Annotated in this window: 22 protein-coding genes and 1 pseudogene; 6 read left to right on the top strand and 17 right to left on the bottom strand. The window is 62.0% G+C overall.

The features are described from left to right. Positions 1-11 precede the first annotated feature (11 nt). The 4 genes from AC5P88_RS04185 to radA form a co-directional block, all read right to left on the bottom strand. Positions 12-476, bottom strand: a complete 465-nt coding sequence (locus AC5P88_RS04185; RefSeq protein WP_106549513.1) for a YqhG/Tai3 family protein — start codon at positions 474-476, stop codon at positions 12-14. A 94-nt stretch (positions 477-570) separates the two neighbouring features. Continuing rightward, on the bottom strand, positions 571-2,877 hold the full coding sequence (locus AC5P88_RS04190; protein WP_106549512.1) for a tetratricopeptide repeat protein: 2,307 nt from the start codon (positions 2,875-2,877) through the stop codon (positions 571-573). A 48-nt stretch (positions 2,878-2,925) separates the two neighbouring features. Then, a complete protein-coding gene (locus AC5P88_RS04195; RefSeq protein WP_106549511.1) occupies positions 2,926-4,782 on the bottom strand; it encodes an ATP-binding protein in 1,857 nt (618 codons plus the stop codon). A 176-nt stretch (positions 4,783-4,958) separates the two neighbouring features. Beyond that, positions 4,959-6,335: a DNA repair protein RadA gene (radA, locus tag AC5P88_RS04200; RefSeq protein WP_106549510.1), complete on the bottom strand. Its 1,377-nt coding sequence runs from the start codon at positions 6,333-6,335 to the stop codon at positions 4,959-4,961. Positions 6,336-6,484: 149 nt separating this feature from the next. Here radA and AC5P88_RS04205 point away from each other — a divergent pair, with 149 nt between their 5' ends. Next, positions 6,485-8,542: a putative bifunctional diguanylate cyclase/phosphodiesterase gene (locus AC5P88_RS04205; protein WP_106549509.1), complete on the top strand. Its 2,058-nt coding sequence runs from the start codon at positions 6,485-6,487 to the stop codon at positions 8,540-8,542. Between the two features lie 199 nt (positions 8,543-8,741). Here the strand turns inward: AC5P88_RS04205 and cyoD are convergent, their stop codons facing one another. The 4 genes from cyoD to cyoA are packed head-to-tail and all read right to left on the bottom strand — an operon-like array spanning position 8,742 to position 12,773. Continuing rightward, the gene (gene cyoD, locus AC5P88_RS04210; RefSeq protein WP_005408584.1) at positions 8,742-9,083 is read right to left on the bottom strand and encodes a cytochrome o ubiquinol oxidase subunit IV; all 342 of its coding nucleotides are present in this window, start codon (positions 9,081-9,083) and stop codon (positions 8,742-8,744) included. Next, on the bottom strand, positions 9,083-9,721 hold the full coding sequence (cyoC, locus tag AC5P88_RS04215) for a cytochrome o ubiquinol oxidase subunit III (RefSeq protein ID WP_005408583.1): 639 nt from the start codon (positions 9,719-9,721) through the stop codon (positions 9,083-9,085). The genes cyoD and cyoC overlap by 1 nt, the downstream gene beginning before the upstream one ends. Next, the gene (gene cyoB, locus AC5P88_RS04220; RefSeq protein WP_005408582.1) at positions 9,718-11,715 is read right to left on the bottom strand and encodes a cytochrome o ubiquinol oxidase subunit I; all 1,998 of its coding nucleotides are present in this window, start codon (positions 11,713-11,715) and stop codon (positions 9,718-9,720) included. The genes cyoC and cyoB overlap by 4 nt, the downstream gene beginning before the upstream one ends. A gap of 2 nt (positions 11,716-11,717) precedes the next feature. Next, the gene (gene cyoA, locus AC5P88_RS04225) at positions 11,718-12,773 is read right to left on the bottom strand and encodes a ubiquinol oxidase subunit II (protein WP_111112461.1); all 1,056 of its coding nucleotides are present in this window, start codon (positions 12,771-12,773) and stop codon (positions 11,718-11,720) included. Between the two features lie 353 nt (positions 12,774-13,126). On the opposite strand from cyoA, the gene AC5P88_RS04230 reads away from it, so the two are divergent. From AC5P88_RS04230 to AC5P88_RS04240, 3 genes are read left to right on the top strand one after another with little or no spacing between them, the layout of a single operon-like run. Continuing rightward, the gene (locus AC5P88_RS04230) at positions 13,127-13,738 is read left to right on the top strand and encodes a GyrI-like domain-containing protein (protein ID WP_106549447.1); all 612 of its coding nucleotides are present in this window, start codon (positions 13,127-13,129) and stop codon (positions 13,736-13,738) included. A 39-nt stretch (positions 13,739-13,777) separates the two neighbouring features. Then, positions 13,778-14,122, top strand: coding sequence for a hypothetical protein (locus AC5P88_RS04235; RefSeq protein ID WP_106549446.1), 345 nt, complete (start codon positions 13,778-13,780; stop codon positions 14,120-14,122). A gap of 23 nt (positions 14,123-14,145) precedes the next feature. Beyond that, positions 14,146-14,472 (top strand): hypothetical protein, encoded by a 327-nt coding sequence (locus tag AC5P88_RS04240; protein ID WP_106549445.1) that lies wholly within the window; start codon positions 14,146-14,148, stop codon positions 14,470-14,472. 26 nt (positions 14,473-14,498) lie between these two features. On the opposite strand, the gene AC5P88_RS04245 is transcribed toward AC5P88_RS04240, so the two are convergent. From AC5P88_RS04245 to AC5P88_RS04275, 7 genes and pseudogenes are all read right to left on the bottom strand, one after another. Beyond that, positions 14,499-15,017: a hypothetical protein gene (locus AC5P88_RS04245; RefSeq protein WP_106549444.1), complete on the bottom strand. Its 519-nt coding sequence runs from the start codon at positions 15,015-15,017 to the stop codon at positions 14,499-14,501. Further along, complete coding sequence (locus AC5P88_RS04250) at positions 15,014-16,000, bottom strand: RHS repeat-associated core domain-containing protein (protein WP_258179488.1); 987 nt, start codon at positions 15,998-16,000, stop codon at positions 15,014-15,016. Before AC5P88_RS04250 ends, AC5P88_RS04245 begins: the two co-directional genes overlap by 4 nt. A 543-nt stretch (positions 16,001-16,543) precedes the next feature. Continuing rightward, positions 16,544-18,277, bottom strand: coding sequence for a reverse transcriptase domain-containing protein (locus AC5P88_RS04255; RefSeq protein WP_495224390.1), 1,734 nt, complete (start codon positions 18,275-18,277; stop codon positions 16,544-16,546). 130 nt (positions 18,278-18,407) lie between these two features. Further along, positions 18,408-18,665 (bottom strand): annotated as a pseudogene (locus tag AC5P88_RS04260) (hypothetical protein); the annotation flags it as partial. Between the two features lie 11 nt (positions 18,666-18,676). Then, a complete protein-coding gene (locus AC5P88_RS04265) occupies positions 18,677-19,951 on the bottom strand; it encodes a phospholipase D-like domain-containing protein (RefSeq protein WP_495224391.1) in 1,275 nt (424 codons plus the stop codon). A 1,393-nt stretch (positions 19,952-21,344) separates the two neighbouring features. Beyond that, positions 21,345-21,992 carry a hypothetical protein gene (locus AC5P88_RS04270; RefSeq protein WP_495224393.1) on the bottom strand — a complete coding sequence of 216 codons (648 nt, stop codon included), beginning with the start codon at positions 21,990-21,992 and terminating at the stop codon, positions 21,345-21,347. Positions 21,993-22,589: 597 nt separating this feature from the next. Beyond that, a complete protein-coding gene (locus AC5P88_RS04275; protein WP_495224395.1) occupies positions 22,590-23,042 on the bottom strand; it encodes a hypothetical protein in 453 nt (150 codons plus the stop codon). Positions 23,043-23,157: 115 nt separating this feature from the next. On the opposite strand from AC5P88_RS04275, the gene AC5P88_RS04280 reads away from it, so the two are divergent. After that, on the top strand, positions 23,158-23,718 hold the full coding sequence (locus AC5P88_RS04280; RefSeq protein ID WP_227199532.1) for a MarR family winged helix-turn-helix transcriptional regulator: 561 nt from the start codon (positions 23,158-23,160) through the stop codon (positions 23,716-23,718). A gap of 734 nt (positions 23,719-24,452) precedes the next feature. Here AC5P88_RS04280 and AC5P88_RS04285 read toward each other — a convergent pair. Next, positions 24,453-24,986 carry a hypothetical protein gene (locus AC5P88_RS04285; protein ID WP_227199531.1) on the bottom strand — a complete coding sequence of 178 codons (534 nt, stop codon included), beginning with the start codon at positions 24,984-24,986 and terminating at the stop codon, positions 24,453-24,455. Positions 24,987-25,135: 149 nt separating this feature from the next. Between AC5P88_RS04285 and AC5P88_RS04290 the strand changes: the two genes are divergently transcribed. After that, positions 25,136-25,477: a helix-turn-helix domain-containing protein gene (locus AC5P88_RS04290; protein ID WP_495224398.1), complete on the top strand. Its 342-nt coding sequence runs from the start codon at positions 25,136-25,138 to the stop codon at positions 25,475-25,477. A gap of 5 nt (positions 25,478-25,482) precedes the next feature. On the opposite strand, the gene AC5P88_RS04295 is transcribed toward AC5P88_RS04290, so the two are convergent. Further along, entirely contained in the window at positions 25,483-26,685 is a 1,203-nt protein-coding gene (locus tag AC5P88_RS04295) for a site-specific integrase (RefSeq protein ID WP_495224399.1), read from the bottom strand.

Here is a 26,685-nt window from a genome sequence, read left to right on the forward strand (position 1 = left end):
GCCGCAGACGGTCAAGGCACCGGCTGGGCCAGGATCTTCCGCACCGAGCGACCGCTGTTGGTGAGAATGTCATCGACCTGCCAGCAGCCCTGCGCCTGGCGCACCATCGGCAACCGGGTCACGTAGGCAGCCTTCCACACCGAGTACCGCATTTCGACCTGGCCGGTAGTCGCCGAAGTCTCTTTCCAGCTGTAGCGCACCGGGCTGTCGATGTCGCCGTCCTGCGCATCCAGCCACGGATCGGAATCGATCGTGCAGATGCCCTGTTCGCGTTCCTGGCAGGCACGCTCGCCGCGCAGCGCCTTGCTGAAGGCCGGGCTGACCAGCGCGGGCGGTGGCTCCAGCAGGTCGCCATTGCCGGTCGTCGCCTGGTAGAAGGCGCGGGCCACAGCGGCTGGCTCCTGGCATGCAGGTGCAGCCTGCACGGTGGGGGCCAGCAGCAGCCCGGCGATCATCAACGTCCTTGTCTTTCGCATTGTGTTCGTCCTTGAGGTAGTGCCGGCCGCTGGCCGGCAATTGCAGATATCCAAGGGGCTGCCGGCCAGCGGCCGGCACTACCCGATACCGGGATTACAGCCCGTAGCGCTCGATCACGTCCAGGTGCGGCTGTCGATCCTGGTCACAGGCCTCGGCCAGGCGCAGCCAGCAATGCGGATGTGGCCACGCCGCGGTTTCCTGCTGCAGGAAGCGATGCAGTGCCAGCGGCGCATGATCCTGCGGCTGCGCAACGGTGAACAGCACACCCGGCAGGGTGCCCTCTTCCACGGCCGGATCGGTCACGGTGTAGTCCGCGCGGCTGTGCGACCACACCTTCCAACCCTGTGCTTCGGCCGCCTCGACGAAGATGTTCCAGGCCTCTTCGCCCGGGTGCGCGCCATCGATCATCCAGCTGCGGGCGAAGCCGCCGCGCTCCAGCACATGCACCTGCGCATAGGTCGGGATGAAATGCTCGCGCGCTTCTTCTTCCTCCGGGGCCGGATGCACCAGCGCGGCATCGAACACCACCCAGTCGCCGACCTGCTGGGCGCGGTTGGACGGCGCGTTCTCGACGATGCGCGCGGTCACCGGTCCGCTGCGACGGGCGTAGTACTCCATCGGCTCGCCATTCTCTTCGCTGCGGATGATCACCCAGCCCCACGGTTCTTCGACCACGCCGTCCTGGCTGGACAGCTCCATGCCGATCGCCGTCGCCGAGCGACGCACGGCGTCCCAATCCCGCGCCGCGCTGGCGGCGCTCATGTGGTCCCAGTGCGCGGCGTTGGGTTCTTCCAGCAGCTCCACCAGCTGCGCATAGCAGGCCTGTGCTTCGCTGAAGCGGCCGGTTTCCATGTACATGCGCGCCAGCGTGCCACGCGCACCGTGCGAACCTGGCGAGGCGGCCAGCAGCGCCTGCGCGGCCTGCTCCAGCGCCGGCCAGTCGGAAACGCGACGAGCGCGCTGCACTTCGCACCAGTGCGCGAACACCGGCACGCTGCCGCGGTAGGTATCCGCCAGCTGGCGCAGGCCGTCGTCGTCGCCCTGCTCGGTCAGCCAGCGCATCAGCGTGTAGGCAGCCGGGCCATCATCCTGAGCGTGTGTGCGCACGAATCGCCACAGCAATGCGCGCGCTTCCGCCTGTGCACCACAGGCGCTCAACGCGGAAGCGGCCATCTCGGCCAGTGCTTCATCATCCGGCAGCTGCGCCTGTGCCTGCAGCAGCCACTGCGCCTCGCGCTCAGGATCACGCGACTGGTTCTGCTCGCCCTGCTCGTTCAGCCATGCCAGCAGTTCAGCGGCCGGCACCGGCAGCGGTGCGACATCCGGCAACGCGTCGATGCGCGCGGCCAGGCCGGCCACCAGCGCCGCGGCACCACGATCCTGGCGCAGCTGCGCCAGATGGGTGCGCGCCAGTTCCAGCTGCCGCAGTGCGACCCAGCGAGCGCCACGCTGCAGCGCCAGCTCCAGGCTCAGCGCTGCCACTTCGATCAGGAGGCGATGCGATCCGACCCGGGCAAAGTGCTCGATGATCGTGTTGAAGCGCGTGCCCAGATCCCAGGTGTTGCGCGCAGGATCCCGCTGACAGAGCGCGGCGGCGGTGTTGGCCCACAGGCGCCAGTAGTTCGGAGTCAGCTCGCTCCACGGCACCAGCTGCTGCAGCGCCTCTTCGTCGCGGCCGAGCTGCGCCAGCGCCCAGGCCTTGGACAGGCGGCGCGGCACCGTGCAGTTGGCCGGCTCGTATTCTCCGGACGCAGCAACTTCGGCCTCCCGCTTTTCGATCAGCGCCAGTGCCTCATCGGCACGGCCCATTCCCAGCAGGATCTTGATCTGCATCTCCGGGAAGCTGTCGAACACTTCCTTGCCACAGGCCTCCACGGCATCGGCCTGCGCCTGCAGGTAATCCAGCGCCGCCTGGCCACGACCATCATCGAGCAGCGCATCGGCCTTCTCGCAGCTCAGGCACTGGAAACAGGCCCAGCTCGGGTCGATGCGACCCAGTGTTTCATCGCAGACCTCGATGCGCTCGGGCACCCAGCCCGGGCCATCGATGTTGCCGTAGCAGGCAGCCAGATCCTGGGTCACACAGATCGACTGCGGGCATTCCAGCGTGTCCTCACGGTGCGCACGTTCGAACAGCGCCACCGCTTCGCCCAGCGCGCTCTCGCCTTCGACGCGGTTGCCGACGCGGTTGCGCAGCGCCCAGTGGCCGACGTAGACGTCGACCCACGGGTTGTCCAGCGCCTTGCCCAGCGCACGCGCTTCGGGCAGCAACGCATCGACGCGGTCGATCTGCAGTTCACTCACCTCGTCGGCGAGACGGTTCAGCAGGTGCGCGTTCTGCGCCTGGCCTGCCTGGCGCAGGTCACCCTGCAGTTTTTCGACCCAGTTCCAGATGTCCATGGGGTAAGTGCTCCTGTCTAGCGAAAGCTGGATGAGAGGGGGCGGTGCTCAGCGCAGCATCTGCTGCAGGGCACCGGCGATATCGGTGAAGGCACCGTTGAGGTCCGGGCCGGGCGTGGCAGTCGCACGGGCCAGCGGACGGCCCTGCGCGGCGACGATGATCTTCAGCGAACGCAGCAGGCGTGCTGCGGCTTCGGCCTGCGGGTGCCCGTCGCGTTGGGCGCGCAACAGCGCCTGCACGGCCGGATTGTCAAGGTTGAGGTACAGCCGCGACGGCGCACGCGATTCGATGCGTGCGGTGAACTGCCGGGCCAGGCGCAGCGCCGCCATTGAAACGCGCTTGTCGTTCTCGTCGTCTTCCAGGCGCTGCTTCAGTTCGGCCTCGCGGTCGGGCACCACCACCACCGGCAATGCCTCCGGGCTGAAACGTGCCGGCAGCAGCTGTTCACCATCGCCGAGCTGCTCGCGCAGCCATGCCAGCTGCGCCTCGTCGAGGCTGTCGTCAGTGCGGAACAGCGCGCGGTTGCCCTGCTCTGTGCCGAGCTCGACCAGGCGCAGGCCCTTGGCCTGGGCCCAGCGCCGCAGGAATGGCACCACCGCATAGCGATGGCCGTGCGCCACCGGCACGCCCATCGCGCGGAACAGCATCTCCTCGAAGCCACCGCCATTGTCGAGAATCACATGCACGGCACCACGCGCCGGCAGCGCACTGGCCGGCAGGTCGCCCTGCGAAGTCGGCACGCGCACGTGCTCCAGCAGCAGGTCGAACAGGCGGTCATCACACAGCGCCGCGCCCAGCAAGGCCTCATTATGGCGCGTGAGAACGCGTCGCCAGGCCTCCGGCTGCTGCCGCGCGACGTCGGCCAGGCCGTCGATCAGCGCTTCCAGCAGTGCATGCTGCACGGCGCGGTACTGGTCGTCGCGCTGCAGGTCTTCGCGGCTGGCGGTCGGCGTGAGACGCGAGGATTCGATCACTCCGCCGATGAAGCCCGCCCACGGGGGCAGCAGGTCGCGGGCGTCGTCGTCCAGCAGCATGCCGCGCACGAACACCGACAGGTTGCGGTTGTCGCTGGTGCCGTAGGTAGCACCGTCCTGCACCCACAGCAGGCCGGTGGCATCGCTGTTGCCATCCGCGCGCAACGGCACGGTGACGATCGGCTCGAAATCGTGCTCGAAGCGTGCTGCGAACTGCAGCGCCTGGCGACGCGCCTGCACCGGATGCACAGCGACGTCGCCCTGGCCACGCCACGGCGGCGGCTCGGGGTTGAGCGCCTCGGCCGCAGCACCGATGAAGATCGGCTCGGACAGCAGCGCGCAGTAGCGGCCCAGCACCTCGTGCAGGCGCGCCTCGTTGGCCAGCGGCAGGAAGTCCGGATGCAGCTCCAGTTCCACCTCGGTACCGACCGCCCGCGCCGGCACTTCACTGACGGTGTACTGCTCGGCGTTGCTGGACACGTACAGATGCCCCAGCTCCGGCGTCTGGTACGAGGTGGTACGCACGCTGACCCTGCGCGCCAGTACGAAGGCCGACAGGAAGCCGAGGCCGAACATGCCGATCAGGCCTTCGTCGTCCTCGCCGCCCTGGCGCAGGCCACGGGTGTAGCCGACGCCGACGGTGGCCAGGTAGTCGTGGATTTCCTGGCGGGTCAGGCCGGCACCGGTATCGGTGATGCGCAGCACGCCGGCAGCGGCATCGACCTGTACCGAAATGCGCGAAGGCACTTCGATGCCCGGCTGTTCGATGCGACGGCGGATGATCGAGTCGTGCGCGTTCTGCACCAGCTCACGCAGCGCCACCACCGGGGTGGAATACAGGTGCTTGCCCAGCACCGTCATCAGTCCATTGAGATCGACCCCGGCACGACGGATTTCGGCGTTGGGGGCGGTGAGCGCGGTGTCCTGCATGTAATCGTTTACTCCTGGGCACGGAAAGACGCCAGAGGGCGCCTTCGTCGAGCGGGAAAAACTAGCACAGGCAGCCTGACCGTTGCCGTGCTTGACGTTTGTAGAGCCGAGCCCACGCTCGGCTGCTCGTCCGACCAAAGGCAGCCGAGCGTGGGCTCGGCTCTACAGGACGGGTGTTACGCCGCCTCGATCGCCTCGGACAGGCGTTCCACCGCGATCACTTCCATGCCCTTCACCGAACCGCCCTTGGGTGCGTTGGCCTTGGGCACGATGGCGCGCTTGAAACCATGGGTGGCGGCCTCGCGCAGGCGGTCCTCGCCATTGGGCACCGGACGGATCTCGCCGGACAGGCCAACCTCGCCAAAGGCAATCGTCTTTTCCGCCAGCGGCCGGTCCTGCAGCGAGGACAGCACCGCCAGCAGCACCGGCAGGTCGGCCGCAGTCTCCTGTACGCGGATACCCCCGACCACATTGACGAACACGTCCTGGTCGCCGACCAGCACGCCACCATGACGGTGCAGCACGGCCAGCAGCATGGCCAGGCGGTTCTGCTCCAGGCCGACCGCGACACGGCGCGGGTTCGACAGCGGCGAAGCATCCACCAGCGCCTGCACCTCCACCAGCAGCGGCCGGGTGCCCTCGCGGGTGACCATCACGCAGCTGCCGGGTTGGTGCGTGCTGCCACCGGACAGGAAGATCGCCGAAGGATTGGAGACTTCCTTCAGGCCCTTGTCGCCCATTGCGAACACGCCCAGCTCGTTCACCGCGCCGAAGCGGTTCTTGAACGCGCGCAGCAAACGGAAGCGGCTGCCACTCTCGCCTTCGAAATACAACACCGCGTCGACCATGTGCTCGAGCACGCGCGGGCCGGCGATGCCGCCCTCCTTGGTCACATGGCCGACCAGGAACACCGCGGTGCCGGTCTCCTTGGCAAAGCGCACCAAGCGCGCGGCGCTCTCGCGCACCTGGCTGACCGAACCCGGCGCGGCGGTCAGGCTCTCGGTCCACAGGGTCTGCACCGAATCGGCCACGATCAACCGCGGGCCGGCCCTGGAGGCATGCTGCAGGATCGACTCGACGCCGGTCTCGGCCAGCGCGTTGACGCCATCCAGTGGCAGTTCCAGCCGGTGCGCGCGGCCGGCCACCTGCGCCAGCGACTCCTCGCCGGTGACGTACAGCACCGGCAGTTCGGCCGCCATCTTCGCCACCGCCTGCAGCAGCAGGGTGGACTTGCCGATGCCCGGGTCGCCGCCGACCAGCACCACCGCCCCCTCGACCAGGCCACCACCAAGCACGCGATCAAACTCGCCGATGCCGGTGCTGACCCGCCGGTGCTCGGTCTGCTCCACGTCCTTCAGTGCGGTGATCTTCGGCGGATCGATCTTGCCCGCCCAGCCCGCCCGCCGCGACGCCGGCGCCTTGGCCGCGGCCGCGCTCTCCAGCACGATTTCCGACAGCGAGTTCCAGGCATTGCACTCGGTGCACTGGCCCTGCCACTTGCTGAATTCGGCGCCGCATTCATTGCAGACGTAGGCGGTGCGGGCTTTTGCCATTGGATGATTTCCAGCAACGGGAACAGGCGTGGCAGGATAGCCGAGCCGGGTCGCAGGTGCTGCGACCGCTCAAGTCCCGCCCACCCGCGCCGATAGGGGTCGCGGGCGTGCGCCTTGCGGGCGCCCCTCCCTCCCCCACTGGATTCAACATGACTGGCAGTTACAGTCAGAGCCTGGTCATCATCTCCCTGCTGGTGGCCATCCTTGCTTCGTACACGGCGCTGGACATGGCCGGACGCCTGGCCACCGCCGAGGGGCGCGTGGCCCGCTGGTGGCTGGCCGGGGGCGCCGCGGCAATGGGCCTGGGCATCTGGTCGATGCACTTCATCGGCATGCTCGCCTTCGACCTGCCGATCCCGGTCGGCTACGACCTCGGCATCACCCTGTATTCGCTGGCGGTCTCGATCGGCGCTTCTGCCTACGCACTGTGGCTGGTGTCGCGCCCCAGCCTGCCCTGGCGCCGGCTGCTGGCCGGCGCCGTACTGATGGGGCTGGGCATCGCCACCATGCACTACCTGGGCATGGCCGCGATGCGCATGCAGCCGGGCATCGACTACCACCCCGGCTGGTTCGCCGCCTCGATCGCGGTAGCCATCGGTGCCGCCGGTGCGGCGCTGTGGATTGCCTTCCGCCTGCGCACCGAACAGCGCAACACCATCCTCCTGCGCGCGCTGGCGTCGCTGGTGATGGGGCTGGCCATCGTCGGCATGCACTACACCGGCATGGCGGCCGCGCGTTTCCCCGAAGGCAGCATCTGCGGCGCGGTCGGCAGTGGCGGCATCGATACGCGCTGGCTGGCAGTGCTGGTGATCGTCACCACGGTGGCGACCCTGGGCATCGCCCTGGTGGCCTCGCTGTTCGACCGGCAGATGCGCGTGCGCACCGGGCTGCTGGCCGACTCGCTGGCGCACGCCAACGACAAGCTGATCCAGGCTGCGCTGCATGACCCGCTGACCCAGCTGCCCAACCGCATGCTGCTGCAGGACCGCATCGAGCAGGCCATCGAGAAGGCCCGCCGCCGCAACCACGCGGTGGCGGTGATGTTCTGCGACCTGGACGGCTTCAAGGCGGTCAATGATGCCTATGGCCACCAGCTCGGTGACCGCCTTCTGGTGGCGGTGGCACAGCGCATCGGCGGGCTGCTGCGCCCGCAGGACACCTTCGCCCGCCTCGGCGGCGACGAGTTCGTGATCGTGCTGGCCATCGACATTCCCGACGATGCCGTGGTCGTGGCCGAGCGCATCATCGCTGCCGCGGGCGAGCCGTTCACCCTGGACGCGGCCGAACTGCAGGTCAGCGCCAGCCTCGGCATCGCCCTGTATCCGGATGATGCCGGCAACGAACGCGAGCTGATGGCACACGCCGATGCGGCGATGTACCACACCAAGGAAACCGGCCGGAACGGCTATACCTTCTTTACACCGTCGATGCAGCTGAGCGCCAACCGCCAGCTGCGCCTGCTGCAGGACCTGCGCAAGGCGATCACGCGCAACGAACTGGTGCTGCATTACCAGCCCAAATTCCCCGCGGCGGGCGCACCGGCCACCGGCGCCGAGGCCCTGCTGCGCTGGCAGCACCCGGAGCTGGGCCTGCTGGCACCGGATGTGTTCATTCCCATCGCCGAACGCAGTGGCCTGATCCTGCCGATCGGCGACTGGGTACTGGACCGCGCCTGCGCACAGCTGCGCGCGTGGCACGATGCCGGACATTCCGAATGGTCGATGGCGGTGAACCTGTCGCCGCTGCAGTTCTCCTCGCCGGCCCTGTTGGACAGCGTGCGCGATGCATTGGAGCGGCACCGCATCGAACCGGCGTGCCTGACCCTGGAGATCACCGAAACCACCGCGATGAAGGACGTTGACGCCAGCCTGGCGATCCTCAACGACCTGACCGCGATGGGCGTGCACATCGCCATCGATGATTTCGGTACCGGTTATTCCAGCCTGCTCTATCTCAAGCGCATGCCCGCCACCGAACTGAAGATCGACCGCGCGTTCGTGCACGACCTGGAGTGCAATGCCGAGGACGCCGCCATCGTCTCATCGATCATCGCGCTGGGCCGCACCCTGCAACTGCAGGTGGTGGCCGAGGGCGTGGAGACGCAGGCACAGCGCGAGTACCTGAGCGAGCTGGGCTGCGACCAGCTGCAGGGCTACCACCTGGGCCGGCCGATGGACGCCGACGAGTTCCTGCGCCGGGTGGGGTGAGACCCCGGTTTCGGGGTCGGATCCCTTGCCGCAGGCAAGGGCTCCGACCCCATCCACGCATGGCGTGGATCTACCGGTAGAGCCGGCCGCTGGCCGGCTTCCCCGCGATTGCCGGCCAGCGGCCGGCACTACCCCGTCCGCAGGAAAACAGAAAGGCCGCCCGGGGGCGGCCTTTCTGCGTGGCAACGTCGCGAAGACGTCAGTGCATCATGTGCACGTTCATGTTGTGCATGACCCACAGGGTGCCGACCACGATGATGCCGATCACCACCACGGTGAAGGCCGCAGCGTTGACGTTCCAGCGGCTTTCCGAGGAGCGGTCCAGGTGCAGGAAGAACACCAGGTGGACCAGCATCTGCAGCACCGCGGTGATGGCGATGACCACACCGTTGACGGTGCGCGAGAAATCGCCCGACATCACCATCCAGAACGGGATGACGGTCAGCACCACCGCCAGCACGAAGCCGATCAGGTACGACTTCACGGTGCCATGGCTTTCGCCGCCGGTGCCGTGGTCGTGTGCATGGTTGTCATGTGCCATTACAGGGCTCCATTGAGGTAGACGACGGAGAACACGCCGATCCAGATCAGGTCCAGGAAGTGCCAGAACAGGCTCAGGCACGCCATGCGGGTCTTGTTGGTCGGGGTCAGGCCGTACTTCTTCAGCTGCACGAACATCACCAGCAGCCACAGCAGGCCGGCGCTGACGTGCAGGCCGTGGGTACCGACCAGGGCGAAGAACGCCGACAGGAAGGCACTGCGGTCCGGACCGTAGCCCTGGTGGATCAGGTGCTGGAACTCCCACACTTCCATGCACATGAAGCCGAAGCCCAGCAGCCAGGTGATGCCCAGCCACAGGTACATCTGGCCCATCTGCTTGCGGTGCATGGCGATCATGCCCAGGCCGAAGGTCAGCGACGAGGTCAGCAGCAGCGCGGTTTCCCATGCCACGAACGGCAGTTCGAACAGGTCCTTCGCGGTGGGGCCACCATCGGTGCCGCCTGCCAGCACCACGTAGGTGGCGAACAGCGAGGCGAAGATGAGGCAGTCGCTCATCAGGTACACCCAGAAACCGAAGACGGTGTTGCCGCCGGTGTCGTGGTGCTCGTGGTCGTCATGGCCATGGGCCGCCGCATGCGCGGCGTGCCCGTGGCTCAGGGTCGAGGTATTGGTGCTCATGCCTTCAGCTCCGACTTCACCAGGCCCTGGGCTTCCAGGTGCTTGCGGTGTTCGTTCTCGATGCGTTCCACCTCGGCGGCCGGGACCCAGTAGTCCACGTCCTGGTCGAAGGTGCGGTAGATGAACGTGGCGATCATGCCGACGAAGCCGACGATGGCCAGCCACCAGATGTGCCAGATCATCGCGAAGCCGAACACCAGGCTGAAGGCACCGATGACAACGCCCGTGCCGGTGTTGCGCGGCATGTGGATGTCGGTGTACTTGGCCGGCTTCGGCCAGGCTTCACCACGCTGCTTGCGCTCCCAGAAATCGTCCAGCTCGGTGACTTCCGGCAGGGTGCCGAAGTTGTAGAAGGCCGGCGGCGAAGAGGTTTCCCACTCGAGCGTACGGGCATCCCACGGGTCGCCGGTCAGGTCGACGGTCTTCTTGCGGTCGCGGATCGACACGGCCACCTGGATGATCTGGCACAGGATGCCGGCACCCACGATGAAGGCACCTGCGGCGGCGATCAGCAGCAGCGGCTCATAGGCCGGGTTGACGGTGCTCTGCAGGCGGCGGGTCATGCCCATGAAGCCCAGCACGTACATCGGCATGAAGGTCACGTAGAAGCCGATGAACCAGCACCAGAACGCGCACTTGCCCCAGAACTCATTGAGGCGGAAGCCGAACATCTTCGGCCACCAGTAGGTGATGCCGGCGAACATGCCGAACACCACGCCGCCGATGATGACGTTGTGGAAGTGGGCGATCAGGAACAGGCTGTTGTGCAGCACGAAGTCGATGGCCGGGATTGCCAGCATCACGCCGGTCATGCCGCCGATGACGAAGGTGACCATGAAGCCGATGGTCCACAGCACCGGAGTGGTGAAGTGCACGCGACCGCGGAACATGGTGAACAGCCAGTTGAAGATCTTCACGCCGGTCGGGATCGAGATGATCATCGTCGTGATGCCGAAGAAGGCATTGACGTTGGCACCCGAGCCCATGGTGAAGAAGTGGTGCAGCCACACGATGAACGACAGCACGCCGATGCAGGCGGTGGCGTAGACCATGCCCTTGTAGCCGAACAGCGCCTTGCGCGAGAAGGTCGCGATGACTTCGGAGAACACACCGAACGCCGGCAGGACCAGGATGTACACCTCCGGGTGACCCCAGATCCAGATCAGGTTGATGTACAGCATGGCGTTGCCGCCACCGTCATTGGTGAAGAAGTGCGTACCCAGGTAACGGTCCAGGGTCAGCAGCACCAGGGTGATGGTCAGCACCGGGAAGGCGGCGACGATCAGCACGTTGGTCACCAGGGCGGTCCAGGTGAACACCGGCATCTGCATCAGCTTCATGCTGGGGGTACGCATCTTCAAGATGGTGATGAAGAAGTTGATACCGCTCAGCGTGGTACCCAGGCCTGCGACCTGTAGACCCCAGATGTAGTAGTCCATGCCGACGCTTGGACTGTATTCGATGCCTGACAACGGCGGGAACGCCAGCCAGCCGGTGGCGGCGAATTCACCGATCCACAGCGACAGCATGATCAGCACCGCGCCGGACACGAACAGCCAGAAGCTGAGCGAGTTGACGAACGGGAACGCGACGTCGCGCGCACCGATCTGCAACGGCACGGCCAGGTTCATCAGGCCGGTGATCAGAGGCATCGCCACGAAGAAGATCATGATCACGCCGTGGGCGGTGAAGATCTGGTCGTAGTGGTGCGGCGGCAGGTAACCCTCGGACCCGCCGACGGCGAGCGCCTGCTGGGTACGCATCATGATGGCGTCGGAGAAGCCGCGCAGCAGCATGACGAAGGCGACGATGAGGTACATCACGCCGATCTTCTTGTGGTCCACCGAGGTGAACCACTCCTTCCACAGATAGCCCCACAGCTTGAACTTGGTGATCAGGGCCATGACGCCCAGGCCACCCAGTACCGCGCCGACCAGGGTGGTCAGCACGATCGGATCGTGGGGGATCGACTCAAGAGAGAGTTTTCCCAACATGTTCATTCTCCCGAACCCGCGTGGCCGGCGTGACCGGCGGCGGCGTGCTCGTCAGCAGTATGTCCGGCGTGTTCGGCCGGAGCGGCAGCGGCGTCGGCGTGGCCTTCGTGGCCCTCGTGACCCGCATGGGCGTCGTGGCCTTCGGCAGCGGCACCATCGGCCGGGGCCTTGTGCTCGTGCTTCATGCCGTAGTGCTTGTTGTCGCCCATGTGCTTGGCGATGACCCAGTCGAACAGGCCTTCTTCGGTCTTGCCGAAGTAGGTGACCGGATACCACTCGGCGTTGCGTGCTTCACCCAGGGCCTTGAACGAGGTCTTGTCCAGGGTCTGCTCGCCGGCACGGACCTGGTCCAGCCACTGGCGGTATTCGGCATCGGTGACCGAGTAGGCAGTGAAGTGCATCTTGGCGAAGCCCGCACCACTGTAGTGCGAGGACATGCCCGGGAATTCACCGGTCTCGTTGGCGATCAGGTGGAGCTTGGTCTCCATCGCAGCCATCGAGTAGATCATGCTGCCCAGGTGCGGGATGAAGAAGGCATTCATCACCGAATCGGACGTGATCTTGAAGTTCAGCGGCGTGTTGACCGGGAACTTGATTTCGTTGACGACCGCCACCTTCTCTTCCGGATAGATGAACAGCCACTTCCAGTCCAGCGAGATCGCCTCGATGGTGACCGGCTTGACGTCCGATTCCAGCGGCTTGTACGGGTCCAGCGCGTGCGACGAACGCCAGGTCAGGACCGCCAGCACCAGCACGATCATGCAGGGAATGGACCACACCACCACCTCGATCGCCGTCGAGTGGGACCACTTCGGCTCGTAACGGGCCTTGGTGTTGGAGGCGCGATACTTCCACGCGAAGGTCAGGGTCATGATGATGACCGGGATGACGACCAGCAGCATGAGCACGGTGGCCGTGATCAGCAGGGTCTTCTCATCCTGGCCGATCTGGCCCTTCGGACTGAGGATGGCCACGGCATCGCAGCCGGTGAGCATCACCAGCAACGACAGCAGCAGGCCCGGGCGCAACCAGCGCCCAAGGGTTTTCAACGGAATCATCGGTCGATCCAATTGCGAGGGAATGCCGTTCCCCGTCCTGCCTGTTCCGGCAAAAGCCGGTCCCGCCGGTCCGGAAGACAGGCAGGGAGGTGGGGTCGAGTCAGCCTTTCAATTTTAGGCCGTCACCCACCATTTAAGAAAGGCATTGACAATGATCAGGCGCAGGAAAGGCCCGTTTCAGGCTGCGACACGTTGTCGCAGTGCGCGGGCATGACACGCGCATGACCCAGGGCGGCATTCCGGCCCCGGACGTTCGCGGGTCGTTCGCCCTCGTTCGGCAAAGTCACCTGAACCGGTTCAGGCGTGCTGAGCGGTGCCTGGCATGGGATGCTCGGCGCAGGAGGAAGCCCCCGATGGACAAGATCGACTTCAAGAAGCGCGACCGGGCGCTCTATCAACCGCCCGCCGGCCAGTTCGTACCGGTCGATGTACCGCCCCTGCCCTACCTGATGGTCGATGGTCGCGGCGACCCGAACACCGCCCCGGCCTACCTGCAGGCGGTGCAATGGCTGTACTCGGTGAGCTATGCACTGAAGTTCGCATTGAAGGCCGGGGGCCAGGACTATGTGGTGCCGCCGTTGGAAGCGCTTTGGACCGCCGAGGATCCGTCGAGCTTTGTGGCACGCCGCAAGGATGAGTGGAGGTGGACGGTGATGATCCGCACGCCTGACGGGATCAGTCCAGCGCAGTTGGAGGCTGCCATTGCCAAGGCGGCGAAGAAACTGGGCGACGTTCCGGCCAGCCTTCGCCACGAAATTCTCGAAGAAGGCCTCTGCCTGCAGACGCTTCACGTAGGCGCCTACGATGACGAGGGTCCGGCCCTGGCCCATCTGCACGATGAACTGATGCCCTCTCTGGGGTATGCCTTTGCCGGCCCCCACCATGAGATCTACCTGAGCGACCCGCGCAGGACCGAAGCCGCTCGATTGAAGACAGTGCTGCGGCAGCCCGTCCGCGCGGAATGACCGCCTGCATGCACCGCTCTGACAAGGACCCGTAGATTCATGCCCTTGATTGATCGTCTACTTCGCCGGACCACCCTGCCGACCAGCCGTCGGGCCTTTGCGCTGCTGTGCAGCGTGCTGTTGCTTGTACTGGCCTGCAATCCCGACCTGTTGCCGCTGCTGTCGCTGGTCGATGCACTGGGCCTGGATGTGGTGGTGCTGCTGCTGGCTGCACAGGTAACGGCGGTACTGCCCTGGTTGCGGGAACGCGCCGGGCGATGGGTCCGGCTGGCCATGCGGATCGCGGCCGGGGTGCTGGCCGGGGTGATCGGTGGCTTTCTGCGGCAACTGATGATGCTCGTGCTCATCAGATCCGGCACGTACTGCGCTATATATAGGGTTTGATCACCCGGGCCTGCAGGGAAGACATGAAACAGCTCGCTATCACGCTCGGTGCACTGCTGCTGTCCGGCAGCGCATGGGCCGATACACACCAGACCGGAAAAATCACCAAGCTGGTTGTCGAATCCACGTTCGTTTCCGTATGGCTGGAAGGCCAGCCCACCAACAACGAGTGTGTTTCCGACGGGCGCTGGGTAATCGATCTGTCCAGCGACAAATCCGGACGGGAAAAATACGCGGCCATCCTGTCGGCGGCGTCATCGCGGACACCGATCGGCTTCCACGCCCTAACCAGCGAAGGATGCGGCGTGTTCGGAGCAAAGAAGGTCTACTACTTCGATCTTGCTTTTTGAGGCAAGACCCTGCGCAGGCGTGCTGCTCAGCGCTGCGGGGCTGGATCTGCGATGCAGACCTTCTCCCCAAGGCGCAGGATTCTGCCGTCCCCGTGCCCGGCCGATGAACGATCAAGCGGCCAGAAGCAGACACTGATACCGGAAAGGTCATTGCCATAGTTTTCGGGGATGCCGGTCATGGCAATGCCCATGACTTCATTCCAGCCCGGCGCGCCACACTTCAGGCAGGCTGCCGCGCTCGCCTTGGCTTTGCCTGGTGTCCATCGCGCGGGCGGAAGGCCCATTCGCCCGGCTTTCCATTCGACATACCGGGAATGGAAGGCAATTGAGAATCCACGCCCCATGTCCACCGTTGTCGTCGAAGCGTCTGCGGGAACCATCGATTCAACTCGGATCGTCACCGGCCGGTCGGGCAACGTGGCGCCGACCTCAATGCAGTAGGTCGGCGCGCAGGCCTGCGGCACAGAGGCCGGCGGCGCAGCGGATGCCCCCGCCGGGAGCAAGGCGATCAGCACGACACCCGAAGAAGCAATCCGCGCGATCATTTTCTCTTGTCATCCTCAACGAGCGTCTTGAACTGCTGCTCGCTACCGTTGCCGTTGTATGCGTGGTTCATGAAGCTTGTTTCAAACGACTTCAGCAGGTTGCCTCCAGTATTGGCCATGATCTGGTCCTTGCCGAATCCCGGCTTGTAACCAGTGAATGCACGCCCCCCGTCCTTGCCCGCCGCCTCAAGGTAGCCATCGGACTTCCGGCCATCCCCCAAACCCGGCACAAAGTGCAGAGAGTCATGCAGGGTCGCCCCCTTGGCATCACTGCGGGTGGAGTCGATATGGGCCACCGATCCGTTGTATCCCCTCACGATGCCTTCGCCACGGATCGTATTTGAATTCTGTCCTGGCGATACGTCCATGATGTTGCCGCGGGGATACATGTTGTTGCGAAGCGGAACGATGACGAACCGGGTACCGTCTTCAGTAACCAAACCGGCGGCCGCCTTCACCTGGCCAGCGATGAAGTCGGGGGTCGCTCCTGCGCCCTGATAGTAGATGGGAATGTAGACGGTACTGCCGGCCTGGTAGGCCACTCGCCCGTCCGGATCCGTGAACTTGTAAGGATTCCCATTGGCATACCGGTACCGGTTGAACTGCCCGACAGGCTGCTCATGTGCCGTCACCGGATCCACCGACAGGAACACCCCCAACTGCGGATCCATGTACCGCTGCTGCATGTAGCTGAGGCCCGTGGCCGAGTCGCTCACATGACCGGTGTAGCCCGGCCCATCCGCAACCTGGCCACCTACCAAAGCGCCATAGGGCTCATAGTCGTTGCGCTTGATCACATTGCCGTTGACATCGCTCTCAGCCACGACCGAGCCCAGGGCGTCAGTGTGGATGTACGTCACCGTGGTCTGGGCGATTGCGGTTGGTGACAGGCCAAGGCCCATCAGCAGCACGCAGCACAGCCAGGCGCCCATTGCGCCGAGCTTCCGAATTCGATTCTCGAATTTCCTGAGGCGGTTGGACACACCGCCTGCAGTTCCCCCGAACCTGCGCATCCCTGCAATTCCTGAAAGAGCCTCGAAGCAAGGCTGTGCATTCATAGCACAGGAATGGCCGGCTTCGGTTGCCAGGTCAGGAACTGTGCGAGGAGCTAAGCGCCTGGGAAGCCGGCGTGGCTGGCAGGCCGCGAGGTTCGGAAATTAGGGCTGCCAGCCATGGGCTGGCACTACTGGTTGCCGGCCAGCGGCCGGCACTACCAGAGCACAAAAAAGCCCCGGCCAAGGCCAGGGCTTTTCATTACAACTGGTGCCGGAAACAGGAGTCGAACCTGCGACCTACGCATTACGAACCCGACCGATAAGTCACGCGAGCAAACAAAGCGGCTAGCAACAGACAGGATAAGCACTACTCGCGCAGAGCGGACCGGCAAGGACCGTCGCCAATGGCACACTGTGCGGGATCTGAGTTCCAACTGCCAAGAAGCAGTTCCTGAAACTGACCAGAAGCGACCCGAACGGCCGTAAGCGCCGTCTAAGCCTCTACCAGCTTGATATTTGTTCAAAACAACCTTAGGAATTTCCGGAAAAGTACATTGCCTCGTCAATCATTTTTCTCAAGTGCGCCAGCGTGGGTAGAAAACCTGAGAAGTCCATGTCGTTAAACGGAGCCGCGCCAGCATTGACCATCGCAGCAAAATCGGTCTTCGATAGTGTCAACGAAATGTTGGGATCCTTGGGATCGAACACTCGCTCAGATAGCACAAGAGCAGTCTTCTTCGGGTACTGCCGCCTCAAAACCCCTTGCGAGTGAAGACCCTCAGCATCAAATTCGTCCGAGAAGTACAGGCGCCTGCCCTCTGATGTAACCCTGGAGGAATCAATTCTCCTGTAGAGTGATTCGATACAGTAATTCCCAGTTACGAACTTTGGCCTAGAAAGGCACGCAGCAAAAACCATTCTTCCGAGTCGAACGTGCGAACCCTCGTTCAGTGAAATTTCCTTAAGGAAGCTCGGGTTGTCGTGGTCAAATATCCCAATGGTCAGCTCTTCGACGTCAACCTTGTTGATCCGATGGAGCGTCTTAATCATGTCTGTATCACCGACATCCCCTTGGTAGTTGTGGAGTCTTAGTGCCACATTAGAGAAGTCGATCCGATCGGAACAGTGGCGCAATGCTGCCTCTAGATGTAGCAAGTCTGTCGGACCCTCCGCCATAATTCGGACTGGAAAGCTAGGATTCATCCTAGGAAGCATCTGCCGCAGCTTGGGGTATCCCCGATGCAGTGATGCAATATGTCTGGTGCCGGAGCGGGAATCAATGTACGCCGCGAAACTGGCCTTTCCGCGGATCAGGTGGTCTATAGACTCTGTCACGCCCTTCCTTGATGCCTGAGGGCGTGCCCACGTATTGACGATCTCAGTAGCCTGCGCATCTTCCATCCTGCTGCGAAGATGCAGAAGGGTGCGGAGCTGCCGCTTCCATTGCCTCGGAACATTCACGTGCGAATTGACGATTAAGCCTGTGATCATTTGACGAGAGTTGGACTTAGATAAATTGAACTTCTTCAGATTCAACTCAAATCCATTCTTTTCAAAAATCCGGGATACCTCTCCTCCCGGCACCTCTCCCAGCAAGTCATTTCGCTCGACCAGGGGGAACAGGTTCTTTCGCATATTGGTAGAGAAGCACACGTCATCAGCATAACGTGTGACCGTGATTCGATGCTTGCGCGAAAATCCAGCGAGATCTAGATCAAGAGAGCGACAGATGATGTTTGATATGGCGGGAGAGGAAGGAGACCCCTGCGGCAGCTCACCGTCTTTGCAGCAAAGTTGGGCGAGCATTGTTGCTACGTCCAAAGGCAGGCCAAAAGGTGCCGCCGCGAACATGCCTCGCACTCTGCCAAAATTGATGCTGGGAAAGAATCCCTTAATATCAGCTGTAACGACGGTAGAGCGCCGCCTATGCCTGTATGCGTGATCAAAAATGCCGCGACCTGGAATATAGCCTTTCGACAAGTTGCGCGGAGGCGAGATATCATAAAGCACGCTCGAAATTCGCTTCTGAGCATACTTCAGCGCTTTACGCGGCGCCGATATCATTCGAGTTCCCCCATTCCTCTTTGGAATCAGGAAGTCCGTGTACTTCTTGCTGGTGGGCAGTCGGTACAGTATGTAAATCAGCGTGGACTCTTTGATGCCAATCCAGTTGGCAAGCTCACTCCTGCTTTTGATGGACCTAAACGCGATCGCGTTGGGCGAGAGCAGTGATGTCTTCTTGATAGGAGGTGGTGAGGCTGACATGGGCATCAACTTACCGCGTAATGTAACGTTAAGTGCGCAAAGTCCACATTGGGACAGCGGGGACGCTCTTGGACCAACAGGTCCGTTCAATGCCGACGAATGCATCGGCCAACAACATGTCCATGCCGCCTCACCAATTCAGATGATAACTCACCGCAATCGCAGACAAAAGAGGGATACCCCCCTTCACGGACGGCTCTAAAGGAGCTGCGACCTTTTGATTCTGCCTGGCAACCCTTCGCCTCATTCTTAAGTGATGGGTTCGCTCGATCTAGTCAAGCGCACCCGCCCGTGCCGCACCCATTGTGAGGTAGCTCTTTCTGCAGATCCTTTCGCGCTTGAACGGCACCAAAGTGCCTTCGCACGCCGCGTTGTCGCCGCAATGCCCAAACAGCCACCTCATCCTACTTGACTTACTCTCGCGCCGAAGTACCGCAAGACCTTTGTCGTTCTACCATTGATGATTGGCAGCTCCTCGCGGTTGGTCCAGCCAACCAGTTCTTGTACGTTCGCCCGCCCAAACTCATTCAACTTGAACTTCGGCGAGTAGATGGCGTTCGCCATCCTCTCCACGACGTCTCCTCGGCCATGTACGATGTATGCGAGGGCCTTCCTCGTCTTGGCCGGGTCATTGAGGGCTGGAAACTGCTTCTTCCAGGTTGGCAGCCCTCCCTCAAAGAACCTGAATCGATCATGGAATGAGTGCAGCGTTGCCAAGGCATCGAACAACTCCGAGTCGTCGGCCTGGCTAATCGAATCTTCGGTTGAGAAGACAGACCTCAAGCGAGGATAGTTATCGACGACAATCCTCCCCTCAAAATGCGGCCAAGGGGTTCGGCTCCAAGCTTCAATCAGCGGCTCAAGCATCGACCGCTGCTCAGTCTCTGAACGTAACGGCGCACTCGCCCAAGAGTCGCCACTTGCCACAGTCTCGCGCACATAGCTAAGGAACGAGTCGATCTCAATGCGCAGAGGAATTTCCTCCTCAGAGACTTTTCTATACCCACTAGCCTCATAGACCCGCCTGATGACATTGAAGGCTGAAGTGGTTTCCTGATAACTACGCCTGAACCCATCGACGAAGGCAGAGCGCTTATCCTGCCTGGCCTCACTGCGATCGATGTTTGCAGGTGACGTCTCACCAAGCTCTCCAAGGACCTTCTGCTCCAGCACTCCAACCTCATGGTCGAGCTTGGAAAATTGTCGATAGAGGCCTCTGTAAGTCGACAGCTCTGAGTCAGTCGGCACCGAAGCGCCGGCCCAATAGTCATCAAATATCGATACAAGATCCTGAAGGCAGCCGTCATGCTGATCGATGTGGACCACAACCTCCTGGTTCGTCATCAGAGCAGATCGAGTCAGATTCGCAGATCCGACCAAGGCCTCCTCATCCCCTAGGATGTAGAGCTTTGGATGGAATGTTCTGCTTGTATAGACTCGCAAGTTCATGTTCGGGTGCTTTCGCACACGCTCTATCGCATCAGGACTTGTAGGAAATCCGAGTCGAACGACCATATAGACGCTGCAACCCTTGTACAACAACCTCTCGACAACTTCAGCATCCGTGAAAAATGCAGAAGCAATGCAGACGGAGAGACCGCGATCTGCCCATCGCTCCAACTCGTTCAGCAGAAAATCGCCCTTGGAATTCCTGTTTGCATAGATCGATCTCACGCAAGTCCCCGGTTCGCTGTATGTATGGAAGGATTGTATAGCCCGCCAAAGCGCTGGCAGGAGCCACCAATTCGGAAAGCGCACTACTCACTCACATCAGACCCCACACTCGCCGCACGAAGGGGTCACGCAGTACTGATGCAGTTACTCATGGGACCAGAGATAGCCGAATGTCCTTTGGGAACAACGACTTAGCCAGCCTCAACTGGCCGCCAGGGTGCCGATAAGTGCCTTGTAAGCCGGGGAGCCGTCACTTTGAGCTAATTCGGGCCCGTGAAACCCCAAGGGAAAGCCAGATGGGGCTCATGCCTGCTTTCAAGGCGGACAGCGGCTTGTGGTGTACGGACCCGGAACCGAACCTACGTGTAGTACCTATCATTGACGTTGCGGTTGCAGGCGAGACACTTTCGATATGCACCAAAACGCCCACGACGCTCCCGTCCTAGCAAGCCACCGCATTCGCAAACCAAAGCGCTGCGCCCTTGATCCCAGCGCCAAAGCCTTAGAGTAGCGACAAGTCCAAGGGTGACCGATACAGCGATAGCCAACGCCGGGACCCATCGCACCATCGCATACACCCCTGCAAGCACCGGACTCTCCCGGAGCGTTCCCAAAGGCAGCATCAGTAGCAACCCTAGCGCCAAGACCCCAAGTGCGGGCACATACATCCTTACCATCATCCACGTCCAACGATCCATGTAGCCGTCCCGGTGATTGTTTTATGCATCCTTGAGCATATCGGTCGCAGGGGATGAGACTTGAAGGGCACACATTTTTAACCGCCCTTACAAGGCCAAACACCACCGTACGCTTCATACATGGCCCCCATGTCTTGCGAGTGCAGGCATCGACTCATACACCGCCGCCCGCGTCCTGCGTGCTGAACTCAGGCAGCATGCGCTTTAGTAGCGCTTAGCATGGGGCAAACGGCAGCATTCCTCGCGCTCGCGAAAGTGACGATCAGCCCTGCCCGCACCGGCACCCGGCCGGTAGAGACAGACTTGCGCTATCAGTGCTTGAACCACAACTGCATCACCCAGATCTCCGGCTAATGATCACGTCACACAGGCTCGGTATGACGCGGATCGGAAGCAGGGTTTCATACATGGCAGAGGCCGCAAGGGCATGCAGAGCTCCCGAGACAGGGTCCTGACGGACGCGAAGACCAGAGGATCGGCTACGAGGGATCCAGCCGAGGGATAACTCGTCAGGAGATACACCCTCTCGGGGGGCGTCGGGACGGCAGCGCCTGCCGGAAGCCGCCCTCTTGAGCGCTAGGATCTCCGGGCTGGGAGGTCTCGATGTCACGCTTCCCTATATATGTTAAAGCTTATAAGTAAGAGCTAATAGATATAGGGAAGCGTGACATCTCGCCCAGTGCCGGGCCCCTTGCCTACTCCTGGCTCTTGGGTTTCTTCCTATCCCGGCGCTGCTTGTCCTTCTCGCGCCTCTGGATCACCTTGGGATCCCCTGCCTCCTTCAGCACCCGGTGAAGCTCCTGATCCGTCATGGCAGCCCCACTGCGCTCTCGCTCGCGCTGTCGACGCTTGCGGTCTCGGACCGCAACGCGCTCACGCTCCTTCGGAACGTTCAGCACCCCGAATCGCTCATGGACCCTTTCCTCGACTTCGGCACGAAATTCAGTGCAACGCTGGGCTACCGGACATTGGCTGCAGATTGCATGCCCTTCGGTGCGCATACCAAAGCAGGCTGGATCGGAGGGCCCGGGGGCATCAAGCACCACCGGAGTGCGCGACGTGTAACCCCCTCGGTGGGCCTTAGCCTCATCGACGAGCTCCTGCCCAAACCGGCGCGTAGCCTCTGCTTCCGAAATCACCTGCTCAATGCACATGAAGCGGCGAAGCAACACCGGTTTGCGAGCACGTCCGGCCTTAGCAATCTGCTCCTCGATCCATGCCAATGTATCCAGCTGCTGCTGGTCGTCGACGAAGTTGACGGCATAGAAGCGCGGATCGAAGTCCCCCGCAAAGGGATCGAAGAACCCTTCGGCCCGCTTCTCCTCCAGACGCTCGAGCAGCATGGGGAGTTTGGAGTCACTACAAAGCTGATTCGGTCGGGGCAGCTGTCGCGTCCCATTAGCGTCAGCATCTAGCATCAGCTCAATGACATACCGCTCATAGGGGACCCCCATCGCATCCGCGCGCTGGCGCGCCCGCCAGATGCTAGTGAAGTCACCTGCCTCAAGGCCACTAATATGGCTCGGGAACCCCTGCGGCTCGCGTCCCTTACGTCGCAAGAAGCGATGGACGTAGTGTTTTCGATACGCTTCATAGAAGCTCTGCGTGCGCTCGTACGCACTCATGTATCGGTACGTCAGATGTGCAGATCGCGCAAAGTCCGGCTCTTCATTGAAGTCGCTCGGCGCAATCCACTCCCGTGCTTGGACCATCTGTTCTGTCGCCAGCGCTTCAGACCCAGCCCTCTTTGCCGCTGCCAATTTCTGGGCACGACGATATGCTGCCATTGTCATTGTTGGACCTCATTTCTGATAACCCGGCCAGGACCGACTAGATGGTTGGCGTGACGCGCGCTGCGTCACGTTCCGGTAAGCGCTGGGTGCGAAGGGCCCTTCCACACCTAGCGCAGGAACTACGCGCCTTATGGAGTGCGGGATTTCTTAACGGCTGACGAGATCGAGCTCCATGACGTGCAACTGCACATCAGCAGAAACAAGCATCGCAGGCGTGATGCGCTTCTTGCCGCAGTGGCGCAGGTAGGTCACGGCACGCTGAACGTAGTCGCGGTAATTGATACCGGTCATGTCAACCATCTGGCGAGCCTTCCAAATCGCACGGAACATCGAGGCATCGCATACGCGCAGGTCGAAGCGACGGTCAGTAGTCCCGATGTAGCGCTGCAGCATGTTCGCAAACTCAGTAGTGGCCTCGAATGCAGTCATCTCGCTGTAGGTGGAGGCGCGATGGATTTCGCACGCCTTATCCGCGACCAGCTGCTCACCACCCATGATCGTTTCAGAAATTGAGCTCTGCGCGGCGTGCAGCGCGTCCCTGCCCTCGCGCTGCGCGGCGAAGAGGCGGGTGGAACGATCAATATTGTTGTGCTTGCGCATAGTAGCTCTCCTAGTTGATAGCGGCCGCGAAATTGCCGTCGCTGGAAACAAGGTTGCCAAGCAAGTAAGTGGCGGACCCATTGAATTCAACTGGTCCACCATCTTAGGATGTGGCATGAGCCAACTGCCGCACGCCGAATTCAAGGCGCTAATGATCTTGATCAATGGGCTCTCGAGCGATCTCGAGGCCCGCTTGAAGACATACAAGTTGTCTACCTCAGCTTTCCTGGCACTAGATGCGATTGCCCGGACAGAAGCCGGAAGTGCGTATCCGATGACCCGTGCCAGTCTTGCTAGGATGATCAACACAACACCCGGATCAATGTCGGTGCTCGTCTGCCGCATGAAGCGCGACGGCCTTGTGACAGAAAAGTCGCTGAATGAACGCTCTAAAGCGCTTGCCACTACGAAGCTAGGTCGCTCGATGTTGGCCGGAGGATCGGTCGCTTGGGAGGACACCTTCGACGGCCTTAGCGAGGCGCTCTCGCCCACGGCGAAGAAGCAGCTCCTAGAGACCGTGGCTAAGCTGAACCTGATTCGTACGCATGAACAGGATGAGGGGCGCAGGGTTGCTTACATGCGCACACTGTCGAAGAAGGAAACGAAGATCGCAGTAGGGAAGCATCAGGAGGAATCGAGGGCTGCTGCTTCGCGAGCGCGCGCCCGGTTCGACTAAGCATGCCTGTATGGAGTTGTCCGTACCTCGCTTCCACTTCGTCGGGCAGGCACTGCGTTCTCCGCGTACCACCTAGGACTTCGCGACTTGGATGCGGATGATCCTGACCCTCTGCTTGATAGGAGCGTCAGCAATGCCAATCAATCGCGTCATAGCGCTCGTCGGACTGAGCAGCTACACCCCTGCGTGCATAGTCGACGGAGCGCCCCACATCGCGCGGCAGGGCGTGCCAGTACGCTTCTGACTACGGATAACATCCTCAATAGAAGATGGCCCCAGATCGCAGACATTGGCACATACGAAAGGCCCGCTGACATCTCTGCCAACGGGCCCGATCAAGCTAGCGAGCAAGTTATCGAGGGCGAATGCTGAACCCAAGCAAGACAGCCCCAGTGACGGTCAGAGCTTGTCCCACAGCGAGCGCGTGCATGTTCGCTATGTGGCTGTAGCCGCTTGCTGATGGGTTGATCAAGAAGTAGAGCCCGATCCCAAGCCCAGCTAGGCCCAACACCACGCACAACGTCGCAGACCCAAGCTCCTGCCCTGCGCTCGCGGTAGCGCGATTCGATTCAACAATTGCCTTGGGCAGGTCCGCATAGCACTTAGGACACTTCGCGGATGATCTACCCGAGGGGATGGCAGCACGGCAAGCCGGGCATTGATAGAGATTGATTGCTGAATCGCTGGTTTGCATGTTCTCTCCTCCATGATTGGATGTGCGAGGGTTTCCGACATCAGCCACCCGTTGAACTACCCACCTGAGCGTCCTTGACCAGATCACGCAGTGCAGCGCGTTGCTCATCGTCCAGGCTGTATTCGGTATCGCAGACTCGGACCTCGATCCTCTTGGCACCGGTGAAGGCCCCTGCTTCTGCCAAGGTCATCTTCTTGCCGAACGAAAGAATGGCGTACTCGTATCGATTGAAGGCGGGCATGTCGCTGGGAAGCGAAACAGCCCTTCCGTCCACGAGCATGTCAAAGCTTGTACCGGCACAGCGAACGTCATAGGACATGTTGAAGGTGACGATGGCCGAAACAGTGAAAGAGTCCGACTTCGTAACAGCGCGGTCTCCGTCTACCACGCTCTGCAGGCTCAGAGAAATGCCCCTGCTGGTCTTGGACAGCTCCGATAGCTCCACTTTGGCCTCGTAGGAGGTTCGATCCTTGAAACGGTCGTAAGACCGCTGTTGTTGAGCCACCACCTCCCCGGGAACAACAGCCGTCAGCACCAACGACATGACGGCAACATGCGTAATCCGGTTCTTCATCCCAACGTCCCCGACTGAGCGCTGACGGGCCCGGCCACCCCATGCGGCCAGTCATACCTCGCACAACGCCATATACTGATATGGTAATGACTTCTACTGATCAGGTATATGGCCCATGCTGCTGCAGGTTCACAGACCGTTACCTCCGCGTGCCCTCGCCCACTGTCATTACTGCAACGTTTTCCAAGCGGCTCTCCGAAGCTCGAGCACTGCGCGGGCTGTCCCAGCGCGCGCTGGGGGCGTTGGTGGATAAGGACCAGGACAAGAACCGTGGTGCCGTGCTGATCAACAGGTACGAGCGCGAACGAAATCAAGCTGACATGACCAAGGCTGCAGAGTTGGCCAGGGCATTGGATGTACCGGTCGCCTACCTGTTCGCTGAGGACGATGACCTAGCTGCGGCGATCTTGGCTTTCGCCAAGCTTCCCTCTGGGGAGCGCCAAAGGATGCGGGAAGAGCTAGAGCGTTTGGCTGGGGAGCAGAGGGATTAGGCCTCTCACGCCGCCAGCTTGGCAACTGCCGCCGCCAGGGTGTCCGGGGCCAGGTGGGCGTAGCGAAGAGTCATGGTGATGTCTGCGTGTCCCAAGAGCTCCCGCACGGTGTTCAGGTCCACGCCTGCCCGCACCAAGCGTGATGCGAAATGATGGCGCAGATCATGGAAACGGAACTCTTCAATGCGGGCATCGGCTATGAGTTTTCCCCACCCCTTCTTGATGTCGGTCACGTCGAAGACCTTGCCCGCACGGCGCTCGCCCGCTTGCCCAGCCCAACGCTGCAGGACTTCCATGACTTCGGCATTCAACGGGATGTGACGCTGCCTACCGGACTTGGCGTTCTCGGCCCGAATAGTCAGCATCTTGGCTTCCCAGTTGATGTCAGCCCATGTCATCGACAACAGCTCACCACGTCTCATACCGGTATTAATGGCTGTAAGAACCACCGGGGTCAGGTGATCGACGTACCCGTCCATCGGCAAATCAGGCAGAACCGCTTGCCGGTACTTACGCCGGGCCGCATTGGCGTTCGCCCTGCCTTCGACGCCAGCCAGATCGCGCGCTGCCAGTGCAGCCCGGAGCATCGCTTCTTCATCTGGCGACAGGAACCGTACAACCTTGCGGCTAGCTGCTGATCGCTGACGCATGCCCATGAGGGGGTTACTCTCGATCAGCTTCCACTCAGCGGCCCGAGTCAAGGCAGACCGCAGGCAAGCGAAGTCGCGCGCTGCAGTAGCCTTGGTGACGGCATCGGGGCCAGTGACACGCCCGCGCCACCATCGCTCCATCGTGGGCACGTCGATTTCGATGATCTGACGGCGCAGCAGCCACGGGAACACCGATCGGATGCGGTCCGGGTACTGACGACCACCCTTGAGCTCAGCTATCGCCCAAGGCTCGAAGTGATCATTGAGCAGTGTTTCGAGCGTGCAACTGGTGGGCTTGGACTTTGCGAGTGTCGGCAATCCGGACTGAATGTATTCAGCGACAGCTTGCCGGGCTTGGTCGCGAGCTTGATCAAGTGCCAGATGTTCGACCGAACCTAAGGTACGACGCTTACCGTGCGCCCAGGTGACGATCCAAGCTTTGTACCCTGACGGCTGCACGCGAAGAATCAGCCCACGAACTTGAGCGTCCCTGAGCTCGTAGGGGCGATCTCGGGGCTCAGCTGTGAGCACAGTGCGCTTGGTGAGGGGGGATGACAT

The organism is Stenotrophomonas sp. YJH_SMC_8 (assembly GCF_059371315.1).